Consider the following 16,498-nt stretch of genomic DNA (forward strand, 5'->3'; position numbering starts at 1 on the left):
TGCGATTCAGCGATTCATGATCAATATGACTTGCCCGCCTGCGGCGGTGTTAGAGAGTAGAACTCGCCCATTCAGGTAATTCGCTAGCTCGTAAATAAGTAACATACCAATACCAAAGCCATCTTTGGGTGAAACGTCGTTAACCTTGCCACTATTGAAAGCCTCAATCGTGGCTGGTTCAAAACCATCGCCATCATCACTGATCTTTACAACGTCAACGTTTGGATAAGCCATAAATACAACTTCGATTTCAGAATGACTGTAACGACTCGCGTTCGAGAGAATGTTGAGTAGCAATACTTTAAGCACCCTCTTGTCGGTAAATACAAGTTGCTGTGTGTTCACACGTTTGATTTGTCGCTCACATCCCTGAGCCTCTAACGCAAGATCTAAAATAGCTTGAAAACTGATGAACTCTCGTTGTAAAGGGACTTCTTTGTTCAAGATTTTAAGTAGGTGTAAGCTCGATTCACACAGAGTATTTAGGCTGTTTACCTGAGCCCCTAAACGATTCACCAAGAAGGTATTGTCCACACCTCCCTCTTCCATCATGTCGCTCGTAAGTTGAATAGCAGAAAGTGGAGTTCGTATATCATGAGGCAGAGCGGCAAAGATCATTTTTTGCCTTGTCATCAACGAGTCGATAGCTTGTGCCATCTGATGTTGATTATTGATAAGCGTTTTGATCGCCTCCGGACCAACGACATCGGTTCTTGCCTTAAAATCACCTTTGGCATAACGACTCGATAGATACTGGAGAGACTGAATGCCATTCGTCCATGTTCTCAGTGAAACAACCAGTACCAGTAAAGTGCATAGAATCTGAATCAAGTCTTCAGCCAACTCAACCCACATCAGCTTTTTGATGATGGGATCATTCTGATACGCGGTACTATTAAAGGTCGCTCGAATATGGCGATCTTGATATTTTCTCGTCAGCGAATATTCATCTTCATCTACGCGTTGTAGCTCACCAGTCGCGACATCACATTGAAACAACCAAATCGCATCTTTCTGTTCTTCCAAGGGAAGACGAGACTCAAAACCATTCAGAACCAACTCCACACGATGAAAGTTAAACGCCTCTTCTAATGCATTTTTGTAATCTTGAATAAACAGTTTAGACAGACCTGCACTAACTGCATACCCCAACAGCAGTGATGCAAAGATTTGTAGGATAAAAGTTTTCATCTTACAACAACCGGATAGTTCAAATAGAAACCTTTCGTGCGGCGGTTTTTAACCAAGTCTATATCTGGAAGAAACGACGCTAGCTTTTTGCGGATAGAAGAAATTCGCATGTAGACCGAACGATCTTCACAGTGATAAGAAAAGCCATGAATTTGTTCAAATAATTCATGTACTGGAATCGGTCTGCTCTTTTTAGACAGAATTTCTAACAGCTCAAACTCTGAAGGTGTTAAAGGAATCTTTACCTGCTCGTAGAGCAAACATGTTGCCTTTCTTTCAAGTATAAAAGGGCGTTCATCGATACTTGGCACCTCGTGAGAATAGTGCCTCGCTAGCGTGATTTGTCTTTTGATTCGCTCTCGCAAAGCATTAGTGCGTATGGGTTTGGTAATGTAATCATTCGCCCCGAGTGCTAAAGCATTGGTTTCTGTGATTTCATTGTCATTGGCAGTCATCATAATCACTGGGTAGTGATGCCCCTGCTCTCTCAACGACTTGAGTACGCAAAGCCCCGACGTATGAGGGAGTTGAATATCGAGTAACACTAACTCAGGATTTAATTCCACAATGTGTTCTACGGCATTCTCACCAGACGTAAGGCAACTGACCTCATAGCCCTCTACAGTAGAAAGAAAGTAACACAGCATGTCTCTCAACTGCTGATCATCTTCTACGATAATGACGTTTGGCATGGAATGGTTCTCCAAATTTATCGTTCGGTTAAAACTCAAAAGTCATGACTTAAAGTATATATACCTACGTGACTTCAAGATGAGGATTCAGAGTATTGGCTTGGATACTTTATTGCCGATTCTTGATTTAGGCTCACTAAACCTTTGAATCACTGCCGCGTCTACAAACCAAGTCATTCTCGCTGAACCTAGCATCTCAAGGTAGCTTGGGTATAAGCCATATTTGTTACTTGTATTGACTAACAGCGGTTGCCGCGCAGTGTATAGAGGTGAGGTTTCACTTTCTTTAAGCGAATGTAAGCACACGACGAAAAAGCGCTCGATATTGAGAGAAGATGCTGAATTAACAGAAAAATTAATTTGAGAGTTTTAAAGAAACTTGGCATTCCTTTGCCAAGTAACCAACAGAAGAGTAAAAACTAGATGTGTTGTTTCGCGATGTTGATCGCTGCTTCTAGATCTGGAATGGTCGTTAGTTCAGGAACGCGTTGTACGAATAATATTTTATTGTCTTTATCCGTGACTACAATGCTTCGGGTTAGCAAACCTAGCTCTTTAATTTGAGAGCTCGTTTTTAAACCAAACTCATGCTCAGCCGCGTCTGAAAGGTAAGTAGCATTCTTAAGAGAATGGGCTTTGATAAAGCGTTGCTGAGCAAAAGGCGTATCTGCACTCACTGCATAAAACTCAATACCCTGAAGCTCACTTTGGTGCGCAGAGATGTATTTTGACAACTCTATTGCTTGTTGAACGCAAACTGGTGTATCGACAGAAGCAAGCACGCTATAAATCTTAACTTTGTCAGATTTAGCACTGGTATCGTATGAATTCAGTTCTGACGTCAGTAAAGTAGCAGAAGGCATATATTGCCCAACTTTTACTGACTCACCAATCAGGTTGAATGTGTTCTCTTTCTCGAGTGTGACAATCTCGCCTGCCCCCAACTTTGCGTGGTCAGTGCTTGTCATAAATTGAGCCAACGCGGAACCAGAAGCTAAAGCGGTAAGTAATAATGTAGCCAATTTCATCTTAGTACCCCAAAGCCTTCATCACTGCGTCGTAGTTTGGTTCCTCAGTGATTTCTTTAACCAACTCGCTATAAAGTACGACTCCCGACTCATCAATGACGACAACCGCACGAGATGCCAAGCCTTTAAGGGCACCTTCGCTAATGTTCACGCCGTAGCTCTGAGTGAACGAAGGGGAGCGGAAGAAAGAAGCAGTTTGCGCAATATCGATGCCTTCTGCACCACAAAAACGCCCTGTTGCAAAAGGTAAATCCGCTGAGATGTTAAGAATCTCAATTTCCTTTTTCGCTAACTTCTGGTTAAAAGTACGAACACTAGTCGCACATACTGGTGTATCAATACTCGGGAAAATATTGAGTACAACTTTTTTACCGCTTAAGCTTTCTAACGGAAAATCGTTAAGTTCTGCTGAGCATAAAGTAAAGCTAGGCGCTTTCTGACCGACTTGCGGGAAAGAGCCTGTGATACGAACTGGATTTCCTTGAAAAGTTACCGACATGATTTCCTCTTTACGTATTTAATAATTTTAATTATGTGAGCGATATTTTTATCGCGGAGAAATAATACTCTCGCTTAAAACAAATTAAACTAAGCAAATGTAAGTGATAGACTAACTATTAGATTGAATCTGTGGGTTTAGGGCACGACCCTTTAATTCCAACTTGGTTAATAGAACACCAATGAGCAATGGAATTAACATGAATAAAGAATGGTCCGATATTACTTTACCGGTCATATGAGCGTTGATAGAAAGGGCTACTAAAGGAAATATTAGAAAACACAGTGAAGCGACGAAAGGAGAAGATACTTTACCTAGTTTAAAGTAAGCCACAATACCACCGACACTTGCAAACACGCCAAGGTAGCCAACAGCCAACATAGATTGGGTAGAAAACACCAAGGTATTTGGCTTTTCAAACAGGAATGAGCTGATTAAAAGCAGCAGCGCAGCAATAAAACTTGGTGTGGCGTTGTAAGTAATGACTTGGATATCAGCACAATAGTTTTGCACCACCACATACATCACTGCATGAATCAGTACCGCAGTGATCAGCGCAACGGAACCAAGAATGATTGTCTCTCCTCCGATAGCAAGTTCATTCGACAAAATCACACACAAACTCACAACTGCTGCAAATACACCAAATATCTGATGCGCTGCTAAGCGAAGCCCAAGAAATATCATTGATGTCATCATGACCGCAATAGGCATGTTGGCAAAGATAATAGAAGCTAAACCAGAGGAGATAAACATCTCGCCCGCAATCATTAAGGTAAATGGGATAGCAAAATAAAAAACAGAGACCACAATAACCCAGTGTTCTTTACCTCTTGGAAATAACAATGGTTGGTTTAATAGCCTAGCCAAGAAAATTAGAATGGGGCAAGCAATAAGAAAGCGCATTCCCGTCGCAAATAAAGGAGGGATCGTCGATACGGCTACTTCCATAGCAAACCAGGTCGTACCCCAAATTATGCAAACCGAAAAAAACAATAATATTGTTAATTTGTTTTTGAACATCTTGAAACTCGTTATATAAACTTGAAAAGAAATTTTCGTCACTAAATATCGCCGCCTATCTAGGAGAACTTAGGTAACGTTTATCAGAACTGTCAGGTTTGAGGAGCACATTAGCGTCCACGTTGGCTTCCAAGTTCCGAATGAGGGTCACCATAGTGATAACATTTTTAACATTCAATCCGGGGTGTGTAAGTGCGGGTAAGGAATTGTCAGCCTCAATACTCAACAAGACTAATAATACGCATCTACTTTTGAGGTCACATTTCCCCCAATAAACGGGCTTTTCTCGTAGCAAAACATTGGCATTAGAAAGAGTAAGCTTGGTATAACAAACAAAACGACAATAAATCATGGAAGAAAGACACAATGCCGATTCAATTTCATCAGCTTACTGCAAAGGAAAACACTTCTACTCTCTCTATCGACGATTGGCAGATTGACGCCGGACAATCTTGGGGAATTTTTAGCTCTGAAGGCGATATTGGCTCAATGCTTGGCGACCTACTCTGCGGAGAAATCAAGCCAGAAACTGGCGAATTGAAGCTCGAAGGTTACCATATCGCGCAAGTATCTCTTTCTGAACAGCAAAGGTTGTTGGAGTTAGAGATCGAAAAAGACGATACAGACTTTCTTGATCGTATTGACCAAGGTAGTTCAGTTTATCGATTGATTTTTGAGATCAGCCAAGATGACAACTTAACTCGAGCACTCATTGAAGACCTCGACCTATCTCATTTAACTGAAAGCGGATTTCGAGTGCTTTCAACGGGTGAAACACGACGCGTAATGCTTGCTAGAGCGCTTGCAGCAAAGCCTGACTTGGTGTTGTTAGATAACCCATTCACTGGTTTAGACGTCGCGCACCGAGCTTCACTAGCGGCTTATCTTCAAACATTGTCTCAATCAGTACAAATGCTGATTACCTTCTCCCGTGAATCTGACATGCCTGACTGGATAGAACGCATTGCGCTGTTCAGCGGTGGCAAACTTGACAGCACCATGGACAAACAAAGTTGGGATCAGCACCCTATCATCGCGCAAATAAAATCCCAGTCCGAGAAGCAAAGCGAAGAGATGATGACGTTGGTTCGCCAACACCAGCATTCAACGCACTTCGATAACCCAATCTTCGAGCTAAAAAACGGTAAGGTGGAATACACCGAAAAGACCATTTTTACTGACTTAAACTGGCGTATAGATAAAGGTCAGCATTGGCAAGTAAAGGGACCAAATGGCTGCGGTAAAAGCACGTTGTTAGGGCTGATATTTGGCGACCATCCGCAATGCTATAGCAACGATATCCATATCTTTGGTAAGAAGCGTGGCACCGGAGAAACTATTTGGGAAATCAAACAACACATTGGCATGGTTTCTTCGGCGTTACATCTTCAGTACCGAGTCAACTGCAGTGCCTTGGAGGTGATTCTGTCCGGCTTCTATGACTCAATAGGTCTTTATTCACAACCAAGTAAAAAAGAAATCAGCATAGCCAAAGAATGGCTAACGATTCTCCACATGACGCAGTATGAGAAAACGTCGTTTAAACAATTGGAATACGGACAACAACGCTTACTTTTGATTGCTAGAGCGATTGTAAAACAGCCTACCCTGCTGATTTTGGACGAACCCTACCAAGGTCTGGACTACTTAGGACGAGTGCTAGTAAAGAACACCTTAGAGCTGATCGCCAAAGAGCACCTAAGCCAGCTTCTCTACGTTTCCCATTATCAAGAAGATGGCTTAGACAGCATTCAGAATTATCTTGAGTTTAAGTTTGATCAAACGGCTCAATGTTACAAAGGGCACATCGAATAAGACGCCTACTTCGCATTGCCGACCACTTCTGCGTAAGGGAGTGGTTTGGCATACAAGTACCCTTGATGAAGGGTTACGCCCAGCGATCTTAAGTGGGCAGCTTGTTCCTCTGTTTCTACCCCTTCAGCAATAAGATCTACGTTCAGATCACCCGCAAGCCTTACGATAGCGTTGAGCACTGTCGAGTTCACGCTATCGATGCCAATAGTATCAATAAAACACTTATCTATTTTTAAATAGTCTACCTTCATATGCTGAAGGACTGCTAAGGCTGTCTGACCAGTACCAAAATCATCTATCAGGACTGGTATACCATGCACTCGCAGCGCAGCAATGTGTTTTCTCGCACTGTCATCAATCAACTGCCTTTCAGTGATTTCTATACTCAATTCGACATTGTTTGTTTTGAGCTTGCGATGAATATTCTCGATCTTTCTTATTACCTGAGAACCAACGAGGTATCCAGGAGGCACATTCACTCCCAAATGAATTGGCGTTTCAAACTTAACTTTAGAGAAATCGTTCGACACTTTTTCGAGAACGTAATCGGTCAGCGATTCGACTAACCCATTGCTTTCTGCCGCAGGAATGAACTCATCGGGTGATATAAAGCCTCTTAATTTGTGAGGCCAACGAATCAACGCTTCATAACCAAATGCATGCCCTGTTGTCGCGTCATATTGTGGTTGGTAATAAAGCAAAAGATCTTGGCGTTTTAATGCCTTTCTTAGTTCGGAAACCAGACTACGTTGTGGGTCAACAAAACGATGAATAACGACAATGAGTAAGTAGAACACCAACAAAATAGGTACCGCAGAGATTGCGTAGGAAAGCAGTTTTTGATCGACATAGATATCACTCGCCTCTATCAGTGCGTCGTAATTAAACTCGTTTGAATGGGCTAATGACACCGCATTCTGTCCGTGCTTTGAAGCGTTTTTAGGTGCCGACGCTCCGCCAACAAACATCGCAGACCGCTTCAGACGTACATCGTTACGATAACCAACAGTGACGCCAAAATAATCGCGATCAACGACAGTAATCGCTTTATATTCCGGACGCTTTTCACTTTTGGTGATCAGAAAAAGAACCTGTTCTTCGTAACCTTTAAGATGACCGAAAGACAATTGCCCGTTGCTATAAATATGCGTGTAATCGGTCAAAGGTCGAGACATCGCGCCTTGTTTTGACGAGCACACTATTTGATCCCCCTTCACAATGAGCATTTCATCAATGTCACGTTCGAACATCAGGTTCTGTTGCAGGGCTTCACAACGCTCAGGGTTAATCAGTGCCGTCCTATTTTCGGTCTTGATCTGAGAGAGGATCTCGTCCGCCACTTGGACATTTTTATCCAATATATGATCGAGGTTTCTCTGAATGCTTTGGTTTGCTAAATAAAACACCTCCGCAACAATCAATGGCAGCGGGAGCATGTAGATAACGGCTTTTTTCAAAAGCTCTTTATTTATCATCAAAAAGATGCCTTTTTTCAATCAGAATTAGTAATATCAAACGATTACTCTTCATTTATCAGCAAGTTAGAAACAACGTTTCATTCACCCCACTGAAAGCAATTCCACTGATTGAGTATGGTTAACAAGACTCAAAGTGGCAAATATAACAATAACTTATTGATATGTGGCTCATTTGCGAGACAGAGGTTATCAGGTTTCTTTACTCAGGTACGATGCGTGAAGAGGAATTCACATAAAATTTGCGTTTGGTTGGTCACTCAAAATCTGGTTGGCTTTCGCTATCTCTAAAGAACAGTAACCATCAAACGAGGGCTGCCAATTTACCTCTAAAATATTAATATGCCATTTTCTCACTGTATGAGAATATCCACTTCTAATTATTTTCCTTTTCTCAGCAACTAAGAATTATAGTTGTTGCATACTCATTATCACGTTACAACACACTCATGACGACAAACAAAGCCAACGCTAACCAAGTCAACGAAAAGGCGCTGCAATTGCTAATGCAAGTCGCAGTTAGTCCATTCCCAGTCTCTGCGAAAACACTCAGTGAACAACTGAATGTGCCTTTAAGCAGTCTTTATAGACACTTAAAGCTCCTCAAAGAGTGGAACTTGATAGAGGAAAGCGTGCACGACAAAACATTTGTGGTTGGTCCTGCCGCCTTGCTGTTAATGCACAGCTATGAGACCGCTCAACACGGTTTGGACATGGTAGAAACCATCCTTGCTCGTTTGGTTCAGCAAACCGGCGAAATGGCAGCTTATATGGTGCCATCTGGTTATCGTGCGCTTTGTGTCAGACAAAAAGAGAGTATGCAGGCGCTTCGATGCAGCTACGTCCAGGGTCAAAGTCAACCATTGCTTCGTGGCGCCTCATCTAAGGTGATGCTGGCTTTCATGCCTCAAAGTCGTTGTGAAAAGATCTTACGCCACTTTGGTCAAGATCATCGTCTCAACGAGTGGGAACAGGAACTCAGCACCATTCGTAAGAACGGATACGCTGTCAGTACATCAGAAATCGATCCTGGTGTCTCTGGCATCAGTGCACCAGTCATGAAAGGAAGTAAATTGATTGGCGCCGTCTCGGTCATGGCCCCGGCTCACCGAGTCGAAAAGGATAAGCAGCGTATCATTTTGCATGTGTTGCAGGCAGCGAGGGCGTTGCCGCCAGAAAGGTAATTCATCATGTTGAGCTTTTTCAAACGTTACAAATTTCATCGAGCTGACAAGCCAATTCATCACTACCCTTTTTCATTTATGACGGTATGTGAACATTTAGCCCCGATGAGCCGCGGAACGTTTGAATTAGCTGATCAAAGCTTAGAAAATGCCAGCGATTGGCTATATCAGCAACATGATCAAGGCTCAGCAGCCAACCTTGGGCACTTTTCCCATCATCAAATCGAGACTGGTGATTTTCAAGAAGCACTGAGCTTATCTCTTTCTCGTCATTCCGTTCCCGTTGTGTTGTCCAATTGCACAGAAGCAGTGCTATCTATGCTGCCCGTTGTCGTTTGTGATGATGACGAAGTGGGCATTATTCACATTGGTCATAAAATGAATTTAAACCCAACACTTGAGCCTCGTGTTGGGTCTGCGTTCCATTTTGCGTTATCCCGTTACCAAAACGTGCGATTGTTCTTTGCAGGCTCTAGTGAGCAAGATACCAAACAAGAAGTATGGGAATACGCAGAAGACCAAGGCTGTGACTGGGTAACCGACCGAGAGTTCTGCTTTCGTCACCGCAACCATCTAAAACAACAAATGGGTAACTACTTAGATCACTGCAATCAAGTGATTGTCTCGATTGATTTGGCATCACTACTGACCAAAAACAGCCTTGATGGAACACCAGCTCTCGATATTCAAATGGTGTTACGCACCATTCGTTTGTGCTTGGTATCTGGCAAAGTAAAAGCCATTCAGTTAGTCGGCGATCGAGATAGACTTGTATACTCAAAACAAACCAAAGCGATCCTTGAAGAGCTGTACCAAATGGCACCTTTAATTGATCACGCAGCCTAATATCTTTGCCTACTGAAGCTGAGAGCCAATGACCATTCGTTGGCTCTGCTGCACTTCGTACAAAAATCACCCTTTCTTATTATTTTTTAACAATTTATTACGTCAAAAGTGCGACACAGTTCAGCTCCACATCTTGAACTAAGATCACATTCAAGTTTTAATACTCATCATATGAACTTGGAACAACATGCGAAATAAAAAATAACCACAGTTCAATAAGTAAGCGTTAAATAAAAAATAATACAAGTCGTTGAATCATTCTCTGTGAGTCCATTGCTCACTCTCGCTTGGTGCCATTAAGTTCCACTAAATTTAGGACACTTGATGATGCGCTTTATTAGCATTTTAAGTACAGCATTACTCTTACCCACGATGGCTGAGGCAAAAGTTTATGATCTTGCCGATATTCCAACGTTGAACGAAATTTGTGTGGGTGATGGATTCAAAGTGCAAGGGAACCTCTACACCTGCTCTAGTTCCATTAGCATCCCTGAAGGTGCTCACATCACCAACTCAAATCCTACCCCTCAAACTGCAACGATCGTTGCTCACGGCAATGTTGAGCTCAAAGGGAAAAACAATATTGGCTCTGAAGCAACGCCCATTAATATCAAGACCGAAGGTGGGGACTTTGAGATCATCGTCGAAAATACCGGAGAACCAAGCAAGATAGTCGGTAATTTAACCTCGCATGGTCTGCTTTCTATCAAAGATACGATTGTTTTTGGTCATGTCGAAAGTGCCGGTGGCAGTATTTTAATCAAAGGACAATCCAACTTTGTGTTTGGCGACATTTATGCTCATCGAAAGGTAGAACTTGAACAAACTCAGGTAGATGGTGACGTCTATGCCGGTTCTTCGAGCTCGAACATGTTAGACACATCTCTATTGGCGAAAGACAGCGTGGTCAATGGCAACCTGAAGAGCGTCGGCAATATCAAGCTAGTTCAAGCAAAAGTCTGCGGAGATTTAAACTCAGAAGGTCAACACATCTTTTCAGAAGGCGGTCGAAGCCAAATTGTTGGCAATACGAGTGCATTTGCAACAGTCGACTTTAAGAATATCGATATCTTTGGTACCAACAACCTAACCAATAGCGTTAAAGGTAACAAAGTCACCATCGATGCCATAAGTAACGTTTACGCACCTAAATTAGCAATAAACTCATTTCAAAAAGCCACGCTGCAAGATACCTCAATATGTGGCTTTGTTTACTCTGCAGTTGCGATTGATACGGTTCCTGCAAACTACTGCGGCTTTGACGATGCAGATTGTACATACAGCAACCAAGTATCAAAGTTGTGTCCGATACCAGAAGAGATACCAATCTGCGATATTACACCACCAACTGATGACGATTATGACCTTATCGTCTCACCGACAGATGATATGGCATTAATGTGCGGTGACGATTTACCGGTTTTTACCGTAAAAACAACAAACAAAGGGGAAGCTGCGAGTGCAAAAGTTGTCGCTGCGTTATCTGATCCAAAATTGTTTTCGCTGCAAATGGTCGAAGGCAAAACCGAAGTTGACGAAAACACCTTTATTTCAAACGATGAAGGAACACTGATCATTAAGGTCATCCCGAAAGACATAGACTCAATTGCACTGGATGCAAGCTATAGCCTAACCTTCTCTCTGCTCGACGACACTAACAAAACTCAAGACGTAAAGTTCATGTTTACGCCTTTCATGTTTGAAGCTTACTCGGTCATGTCTGGGGAGTCTCTGGATGATATCAAAGTCATTGCGGGTAAGGAGAAAGATGTACACATGAGATTGCTCGCGTGTACCTCTGGAGATCAACCCGTTATCGCTTCCAATTACAATGGGTCACCCACAGTTAATCCAACAATTACACAACCTAAAAGTGGCAAGTTCGGTGATTTTAAGCTTTTAAACGACTTTAAGAATGGTGAATCAGAAGAGTCGAAGTTGAAAACCTATGAATCAGGGCAATTTAGAGTCGAATTATCGGATAGTTTTCAATGCGCTGATTATAAAGACTGTCCAAGTAGTGGCTCAGTCCCAGTCACAGGGCATTTCAACGTTAGTTCTCGTCCTTGGACTTTGGCTATCTGTGACGGCTCTACCCCACTTGCCTCAGGTACATCAGAAAGTGGAGAGGGTTTCATCGCGGCGGGAGACTACTTTTCTCTTTCAGTAAAACCCATCGTTTGGCAAAACAAAGCGCTGCATACGGATGAAGTAAATACCTCGAATTACTGTAACGCCAGAGTAACGAGTAACTTTATGATGGAGGATGCTCCTGCGGCCAGCATCGTCCTTACCAGTTCACAGCAAACACCAAAGGCAACTGCCGAGCAGACTCATACCTTACTGCGCAGTTCAAATACCCTAAAACTGAGCCATACCGAGAGTGAAAACTCACGCTATTACTTCTCTCAGCTAGTTTGGGACGAAGTCGGCAGCTTAAAAATTAAAGCGCAGCTCGATACTACCTATCTGGGAATGACAGTGAACACAGGCTACCGAAATATCGGTCGCTTCTATGCCAAATACTTCGAGGCAAAAGATGCAGAATGGCAATACCCTGAGAAGCAAGACTTCATCTATATGAACCAGCCATTTGAGCAAGTTACCTATGATGTTGTGGCCCTTAACGCCAAGGAGAAAAACATCGAAAACTACGTGCATTTTAATCCCGCTTTGCGCGAGAGTTTTTACCTTGGGGAACTCAGTGACTATACGAACCGATTTATTCCACCAGCAGCAAACAGCGCAGTATGGAACCTAGAGGCAGGAGCAAGCGTTGGAACTTTCACTATTGTTAAACCAGCGAACCATGCGACTTGTGAGAACAGTCCTTGCTGGAAGAAAGATGAAACCGATGGACGCTATCCAGACGGACCATTCAACAAAGTAAAAGACAATACAACAACCAAGACAAAAATAGGTTTGGCTTTCATCAAGCCAGTCGACGAAATTCACTTCATTGACGGCACTCATATTCTGAAAGAGCAGCCAGATATTCGCTTTGGTAGACTCAACTTTAAAGATGTCGGGGGCAACCAAGGCATGACCATAAAAGTCCCACTGGATGTCGAAGTTTGGCACAACGGACGCTTTGTTACCCACTTTGACGACAGCGCGACCACGGCAAATGGACAGCATCATTCACGCACACCAATTTGGTCCAACTCTGCTCCTGACAACACTAAGTTATCTGGTGAAGGCACCATGCTGGCAGGCAGAACCTACGATATCGTAGCCAGCCAAGTCGATTCCGCGCGAGAGCAAGTTCGATTCCACTTAGACTTAAGCGACAAGGGAAACAACTTACCTTGGCTTAAATACAATTGGGATAAGAAGAGCAAAGCCGAAGACAACCCACCCACTGTGGTCACCTTCGGGATTCATAGAGGGAATGACCGCATTATCTACCGCGGAGAACCGAACTTCATTGGTATGAATTAAACCGTTTGTATTTCCCCAAATCACCGAGGTGATGGTTAGGCATCGTGAATATAAACACAAACAAAAACGCCCCTCGTCATGAGGGGCGTTTTTTATATTCTGAAGTTAGTTCGAAGAGCGACGTGCTTTCAAACGTTTTACCATTGCTAGGCGACGTTCAGCTGAACCTTGGTCTGTTGCCGATTGGTTCGGGTTGTTACGACGACCTTGGCGGTTCTTGAAAGCTGGTTTTGAGTTTAGCTTCTCAATGTACGTTTCACGTTGTTTTGGTTCGTAACCTGCAAGTTCGATACGGCGAATACGCTGTTGAATAAGGTTTTCAACCTGTACTACCGTTAGCTCTTCTTCGCGGTTAACAAACGAAACGGCGTGACCTTGCTTACCAGCACGACCTGTACGACCGATGCGATGAACGTAATCTTCCGCTAGGAATGGCATATCGTAGTTCACAACGTGTGGTAGATCTTCAATATCCAAACCACGCGCTGCAACATCCGTTGCGACCATTACACGAGCTTTGCCCGTTTTGAATTCTTCTAGCGCACGACGACGAGCACTTTGCGCACGGTCACCATGACAAACAACCGCTTTAATGCCATCAAGCTTAAGCTCTTTTACTACATCGTTCGCTGTTTCTTTGTAGTTCACGAACACCAATACTTGCTTCCAGTTTTTACGACCAATTAACTCAGAAAGCAGTTCTGTTTTACGTTCTTGATCCACTGGGTAAAGGACGTGCGCAACCGTCTGTGCAGTCGTGTTCGCACGCTCTACTTCGATACGTTTTGGCTTGCGCAGAATGTCTCTCGCCAATAGGTTTAGCTGACTAGACGTCGTTGCTGAGAACATCATGATTTGTGGGTCAGTATCCACATCCAGCATGATCTTACGTACCGCATGGATAAAGCCCATGTCCAAGATACGGTCTGCCTCATCAAACACAAGAAACTCGATGTTCGCTACTGACACATTACCTTGTTCGATGTGCTCTTCAAGACGACCTGGCGTCGCCACCAAAATGTCGACACCGCGCTCTAGTGCAGAAATTTGAGAAGACATCTTGCGACCACCAAAGATCGCAGCAACCGATAGCTCAGTATACTTAGTGTACGCTTTAATGTTATCTGCGATTTGCTCTGCTAGCTCGCGAGTTGGAGCCATGATAAGCGCACGTGCCGTTTTACGAGATGCACTACGACCAGATTCCAACAACTGTTGAATCATAGGTAGCGAGAACGCGGCAGTTTTGCCCGTACCCGTCTGTGCAGTGGCAAAAATATCATGACCTTTACGAGCCATTGGAATCGCCTTCTGTTGAATTGGCGTTAACTTCTCATAACCGCATTCTGCCAGTGCTTTTACCACTTCTGGCGCAAAACCTTGAGATGAAAATGACATTGAGCGTATTCCTTAAACAAATCACTAAATAGCTTTAAAAATTTTAGCGGTGCACTATACCCGAATTCGAGTGATTTATCTCACTTTTCTCATGCGTTCACGTAAAAACTCATGGAATCACGCGAGTTTCGATTCGGTACTCTTTATTTTATGCCCAACTTTCGTTTACTGAATGAAGAAATAACGATTTTTCCCCGATTTCTTCGCTTCATACATCGCCATATCGGCTTGGTGCATGAGGTCATCAAACGTGCATTCCGGCTCGCAGGAATAGCAGCCACCTATTGAACTGGTCACTTGATGGAACTTGCCCTCTACCACTTCGATTGGGTCTTGAATTAAATGAATAAGAGACGCCGCGTAATGCTCAGGGTTTTCCATATGTTCGGTATTGCTCAAAAGGATGGCGAACTCATCGCCACCTAAGCGAGCGAGCAACGCTCTAGAACCGAATACACGACGCATTACCGATGCAATGTGAACCAGTGTTTTGTCCCCTGCAGCATGCCCATATTCATCATTAATGAACTTAAAGCCATCCAAATCGAGATAGATCAAACACGCCTTTTTGCCCTCTTTAAAACAACGCGCTAGGGTTAGCGTCGCTTGTTCTTGAAACGCAGCGCGGTTCACTAATCCTGTTAAGCTATCGTGGTGTGCAAGGTAATGAATGCGTTGATTATCGGAGAAAGCACGTAGCTGGAATCGAGCGATAAAATACGCCAGAGCGACAGCCAAAACCATACCCACTTGCATCAACCATTGACGCTCGTAAATGCCACTACTGATCTCTTTGCGTTTCGCGAAATCAACATAAGACACCAACTTCCATGCTGTTGAGCTGTTTTCGCTCACATGGTAATTCTGGAAACAATAGGGGTTAATTCTGTCCACAGCGCCAACAGACTCTATGGTCATGATGCCATGTTCAGTCTCAATCTGACCGGATTGCGTTTGCTTGATTTGAGCAGCTAATTCAGGGTAAGCATTATAGACGGTCTCTTGCTGCCTATCGGAATACATAAACGCAAATTCTGCGTCTCGGTTTTGCTTGTTAAAAAGGAAATAGCCGTCTTTATTCAAAAGCATGTAGTTAGTACCCATGTCGAGATTGAACAACGCCATACCTTCCATCAAGTACTTGGCTAAGTAGTTAACCACCACGATCCCTCGCTTGTTTCCCTGCTTATCAAATACGGGCGTCGCCAAGCGAATCATTGGTTTGAGAGGAACTTCGATCTGTCCGTGTTCTATATTTAGGTCCAGAGGAGATACATAGATTTTACGGCATCCAAGTTTAAGGGCTTTTGAAAAGTAGTAGCGTTTCGCTTTATTCTGTAATTCTTTCTTAGGTACGACTTCAGAATGACCACCATTAAAGTTGATTCGGATAACTTCATTACCCTGCATATCAAGATAGCGGAGCTGGTCATACACTTCTTTACGTTGACTCACAGCCTCTAGAATCGAATTCAAGCGAGACAATTCAGCACGTTGCGCTTGTTCAGAAGGAAGCTCAAGGGTTTCGTAAACTCGTCTCGCTGCCATGATATCCGCCAACAGAGCCGTCTCTCTCACTACAGACCCCATCACCCACTCAATGTACTGTTTCTTGCCTTTTAATAGCGCTTGTTGCTGCACACGAATATTGCTTTTTGCCGCTTCTTCCGATGCTGATTTGTCGTAATGAATGATGGCGCCAAATACGGCAACTAACAAAAAGAAAATCGCGACAAAGCGTAAACAAAAGAACTTCAGTTCCGAGAGGGTAAAGGTAGGATTCAAGAGATCTCCGGTTTCTTATAGCGCGAGAAAACCGGCGATTATAGTGATACGCGTCGCATATATATAGAGCAACGGCGATAATAAATTTCTATCGTCTCAATAACAAGATTCTATCGAAAAA

Annotated in this window: 12 protein-coding genes; 4 read left to right on the forward strand and 8 right to left on the reverse strand. The window is 43.3% G+C overall.

All coding sequences use genetic code 11. From position 1 onward, the window contains the following. Positions 1-6: 6 nt before the first annotated feature. The 5 genes from NL647_RS05385 to NL647_RS05405 all read right to left on the reverse strand — a co-directional run bounded on the left by NL647_RS05385 (position 7) and on the right by NL647_RS05405 (position 4,433). Positions 7-1,191: a sensor histidine kinase KdpD gene (locus NL647_RS05385; protein ID WP_253649784.1), complete on the reverse strand. Its 1,185-nt coding sequence runs from the start codon at positions 1,189-1,191 to the stop codon at positions 7-9. Then, positions 1,188-1,883: a response regulator transcription factor gene (locus NL647_RS05390; protein WP_253649785.1), complete on the reverse strand. Its 696-nt coding sequence runs from the start codon at positions 1,881-1,883 to the stop codon at positions 1,188-1,190. Before NL647_RS05390 ends, NL647_RS05385 begins: the two co-directional genes overlap by 4 nt. Positions 1,884-2,302: 419 nt before the next feature. Further along, entirely contained in the window at positions 2,303-2,911 is a 609-nt protein-coding gene (locus NL647_RS05395) for a peroxiredoxin (protein ID WP_253649786.1), read from the reverse strand. A 1-nt stretch (position 2,912) separates the two neighbouring features. Further along, positions 2,913-3,410 carry a thiol peroxidase gene (gene tpx, locus NL647_RS05400; protein WP_050940421.1) on the reverse strand — a complete coding sequence of 166 codons (498 nt, stop codon included), beginning with the start codon at positions 3,408-3,410 and terminating at the stop codon, positions 2,913-2,915. 111 nt (positions 3,411-3,521) lie between these two features. Further along, entirely contained in the window at positions 3,522-4,433 is a 912-nt protein-coding gene (locus tag NL647_RS05405) for a DMT family transporter (protein ID WP_253649787.1), read from the reverse strand. 366 nt (positions 4,434-4,799) lie between these two features. On the opposite strand from NL647_RS05405, the gene modF reads away from it, so the two are divergent. Continuing rightward, complete coding sequence (gene modF / locus NL647_RS05410) at positions 4,800-6,248, forward strand: molybdate ABC transporter ATP-binding protein ModF (RefSeq protein WP_253649788.1); 1,449 nt, start codon at positions 4,800-4,802, stop codon at positions 6,246-6,248. Positions 6,249-6,253: 5 nt separating this feature from the next. On the opposite strand, the gene NL647_RS05415 is transcribed toward modF, so the two are convergent. Further along, positions 6,254-7,723 carry an EAL domain-containing protein gene (locus NL647_RS05415; RefSeq protein ID WP_009696021.1) on the reverse strand — a complete coding sequence of 490 codons (1,470 nt, stop codon included), beginning with the start codon at positions 7,721-7,723 and terminating at the stop codon, positions 6,254-6,256. A 449-nt stretch (positions 7,724-8,172) separates the two neighbouring features. Between NL647_RS05415 and NL647_RS05420 the strand changes: the two genes are divergently transcribed. The 3 genes from NL647_RS05420 (at position 8,173) to NL647_RS05430 (ending at position 13,194) form a co-directional block, all read left to right on the forward strand. Continuing rightward, on the forward strand, positions 8,173-8,907 hold the full coding sequence (locus NL647_RS05420) for an IclR family transcriptional regulator (RefSeq protein WP_005452217.1): 735 nt from the start codon (positions 8,173-8,175) through the stop codon (positions 8,905-8,907). Positions 8,908-8,913: 6 nt separating this feature from the next. Next, a complete protein-coding gene (locus NL647_RS05425) occupies positions 8,914-9,753 on the forward strand; it encodes an arginase (protein WP_009696019.1) in 840 nt (279 codons plus the stop codon). Positions 9,754-10,077: 324 nt separating this feature from the next. After that, positions 10,078-13,194: a polymer-forming cytoskeletal protein gene (locus NL647_RS05430; RefSeq protein ID WP_253649789.1), complete on the forward strand. Its 3,117-nt coding sequence runs from the start codon at positions 10,078-10,080 to the stop codon at positions 13,192-13,194. A 105-nt stretch (positions 13,195-13,299) separates the two neighbouring features. Here the strand turns inward: NL647_RS05430 and NL647_RS05435 are convergent, their stop codons facing one another. Together NL647_RS05435 and NL647_RS05440 are read right to left on the reverse strand one after the other, a co-directional pair. Next, complete coding sequence (locus tag NL647_RS05435) at positions 13,300-14,592, reverse strand: DEAD/DEAH box helicase (RefSeq protein ID WP_009696017.1); 1,293 nt, start codon at positions 14,590-14,592, stop codon at positions 13,300-13,302. A 165-nt stretch (positions 14,593-14,757) separates the two neighbouring features. After that, positions 14,758-16,377 (reverse strand): sensor domain-containing diguanylate cyclase, encoded by a 1,620-nt coding sequence (locus tag NL647_RS05440; protein WP_009696016.1) that lies wholly within the window; start codon positions 16,375-16,377, stop codon positions 14,758-14,760. Positions 16,378-16,498: the final 121 nt, after the last annotated feature.

The sequence above is a fragment of the Vibrio sp. Y29_XK_CS5 genome (assembly GCF_024181835.1).
Lineage (GTDB): Bacteria > Pseudomonadota > Gammaproteobacteria > Enterobacterales > Vibrionaceae > Vibrio > Vibrio harveyi.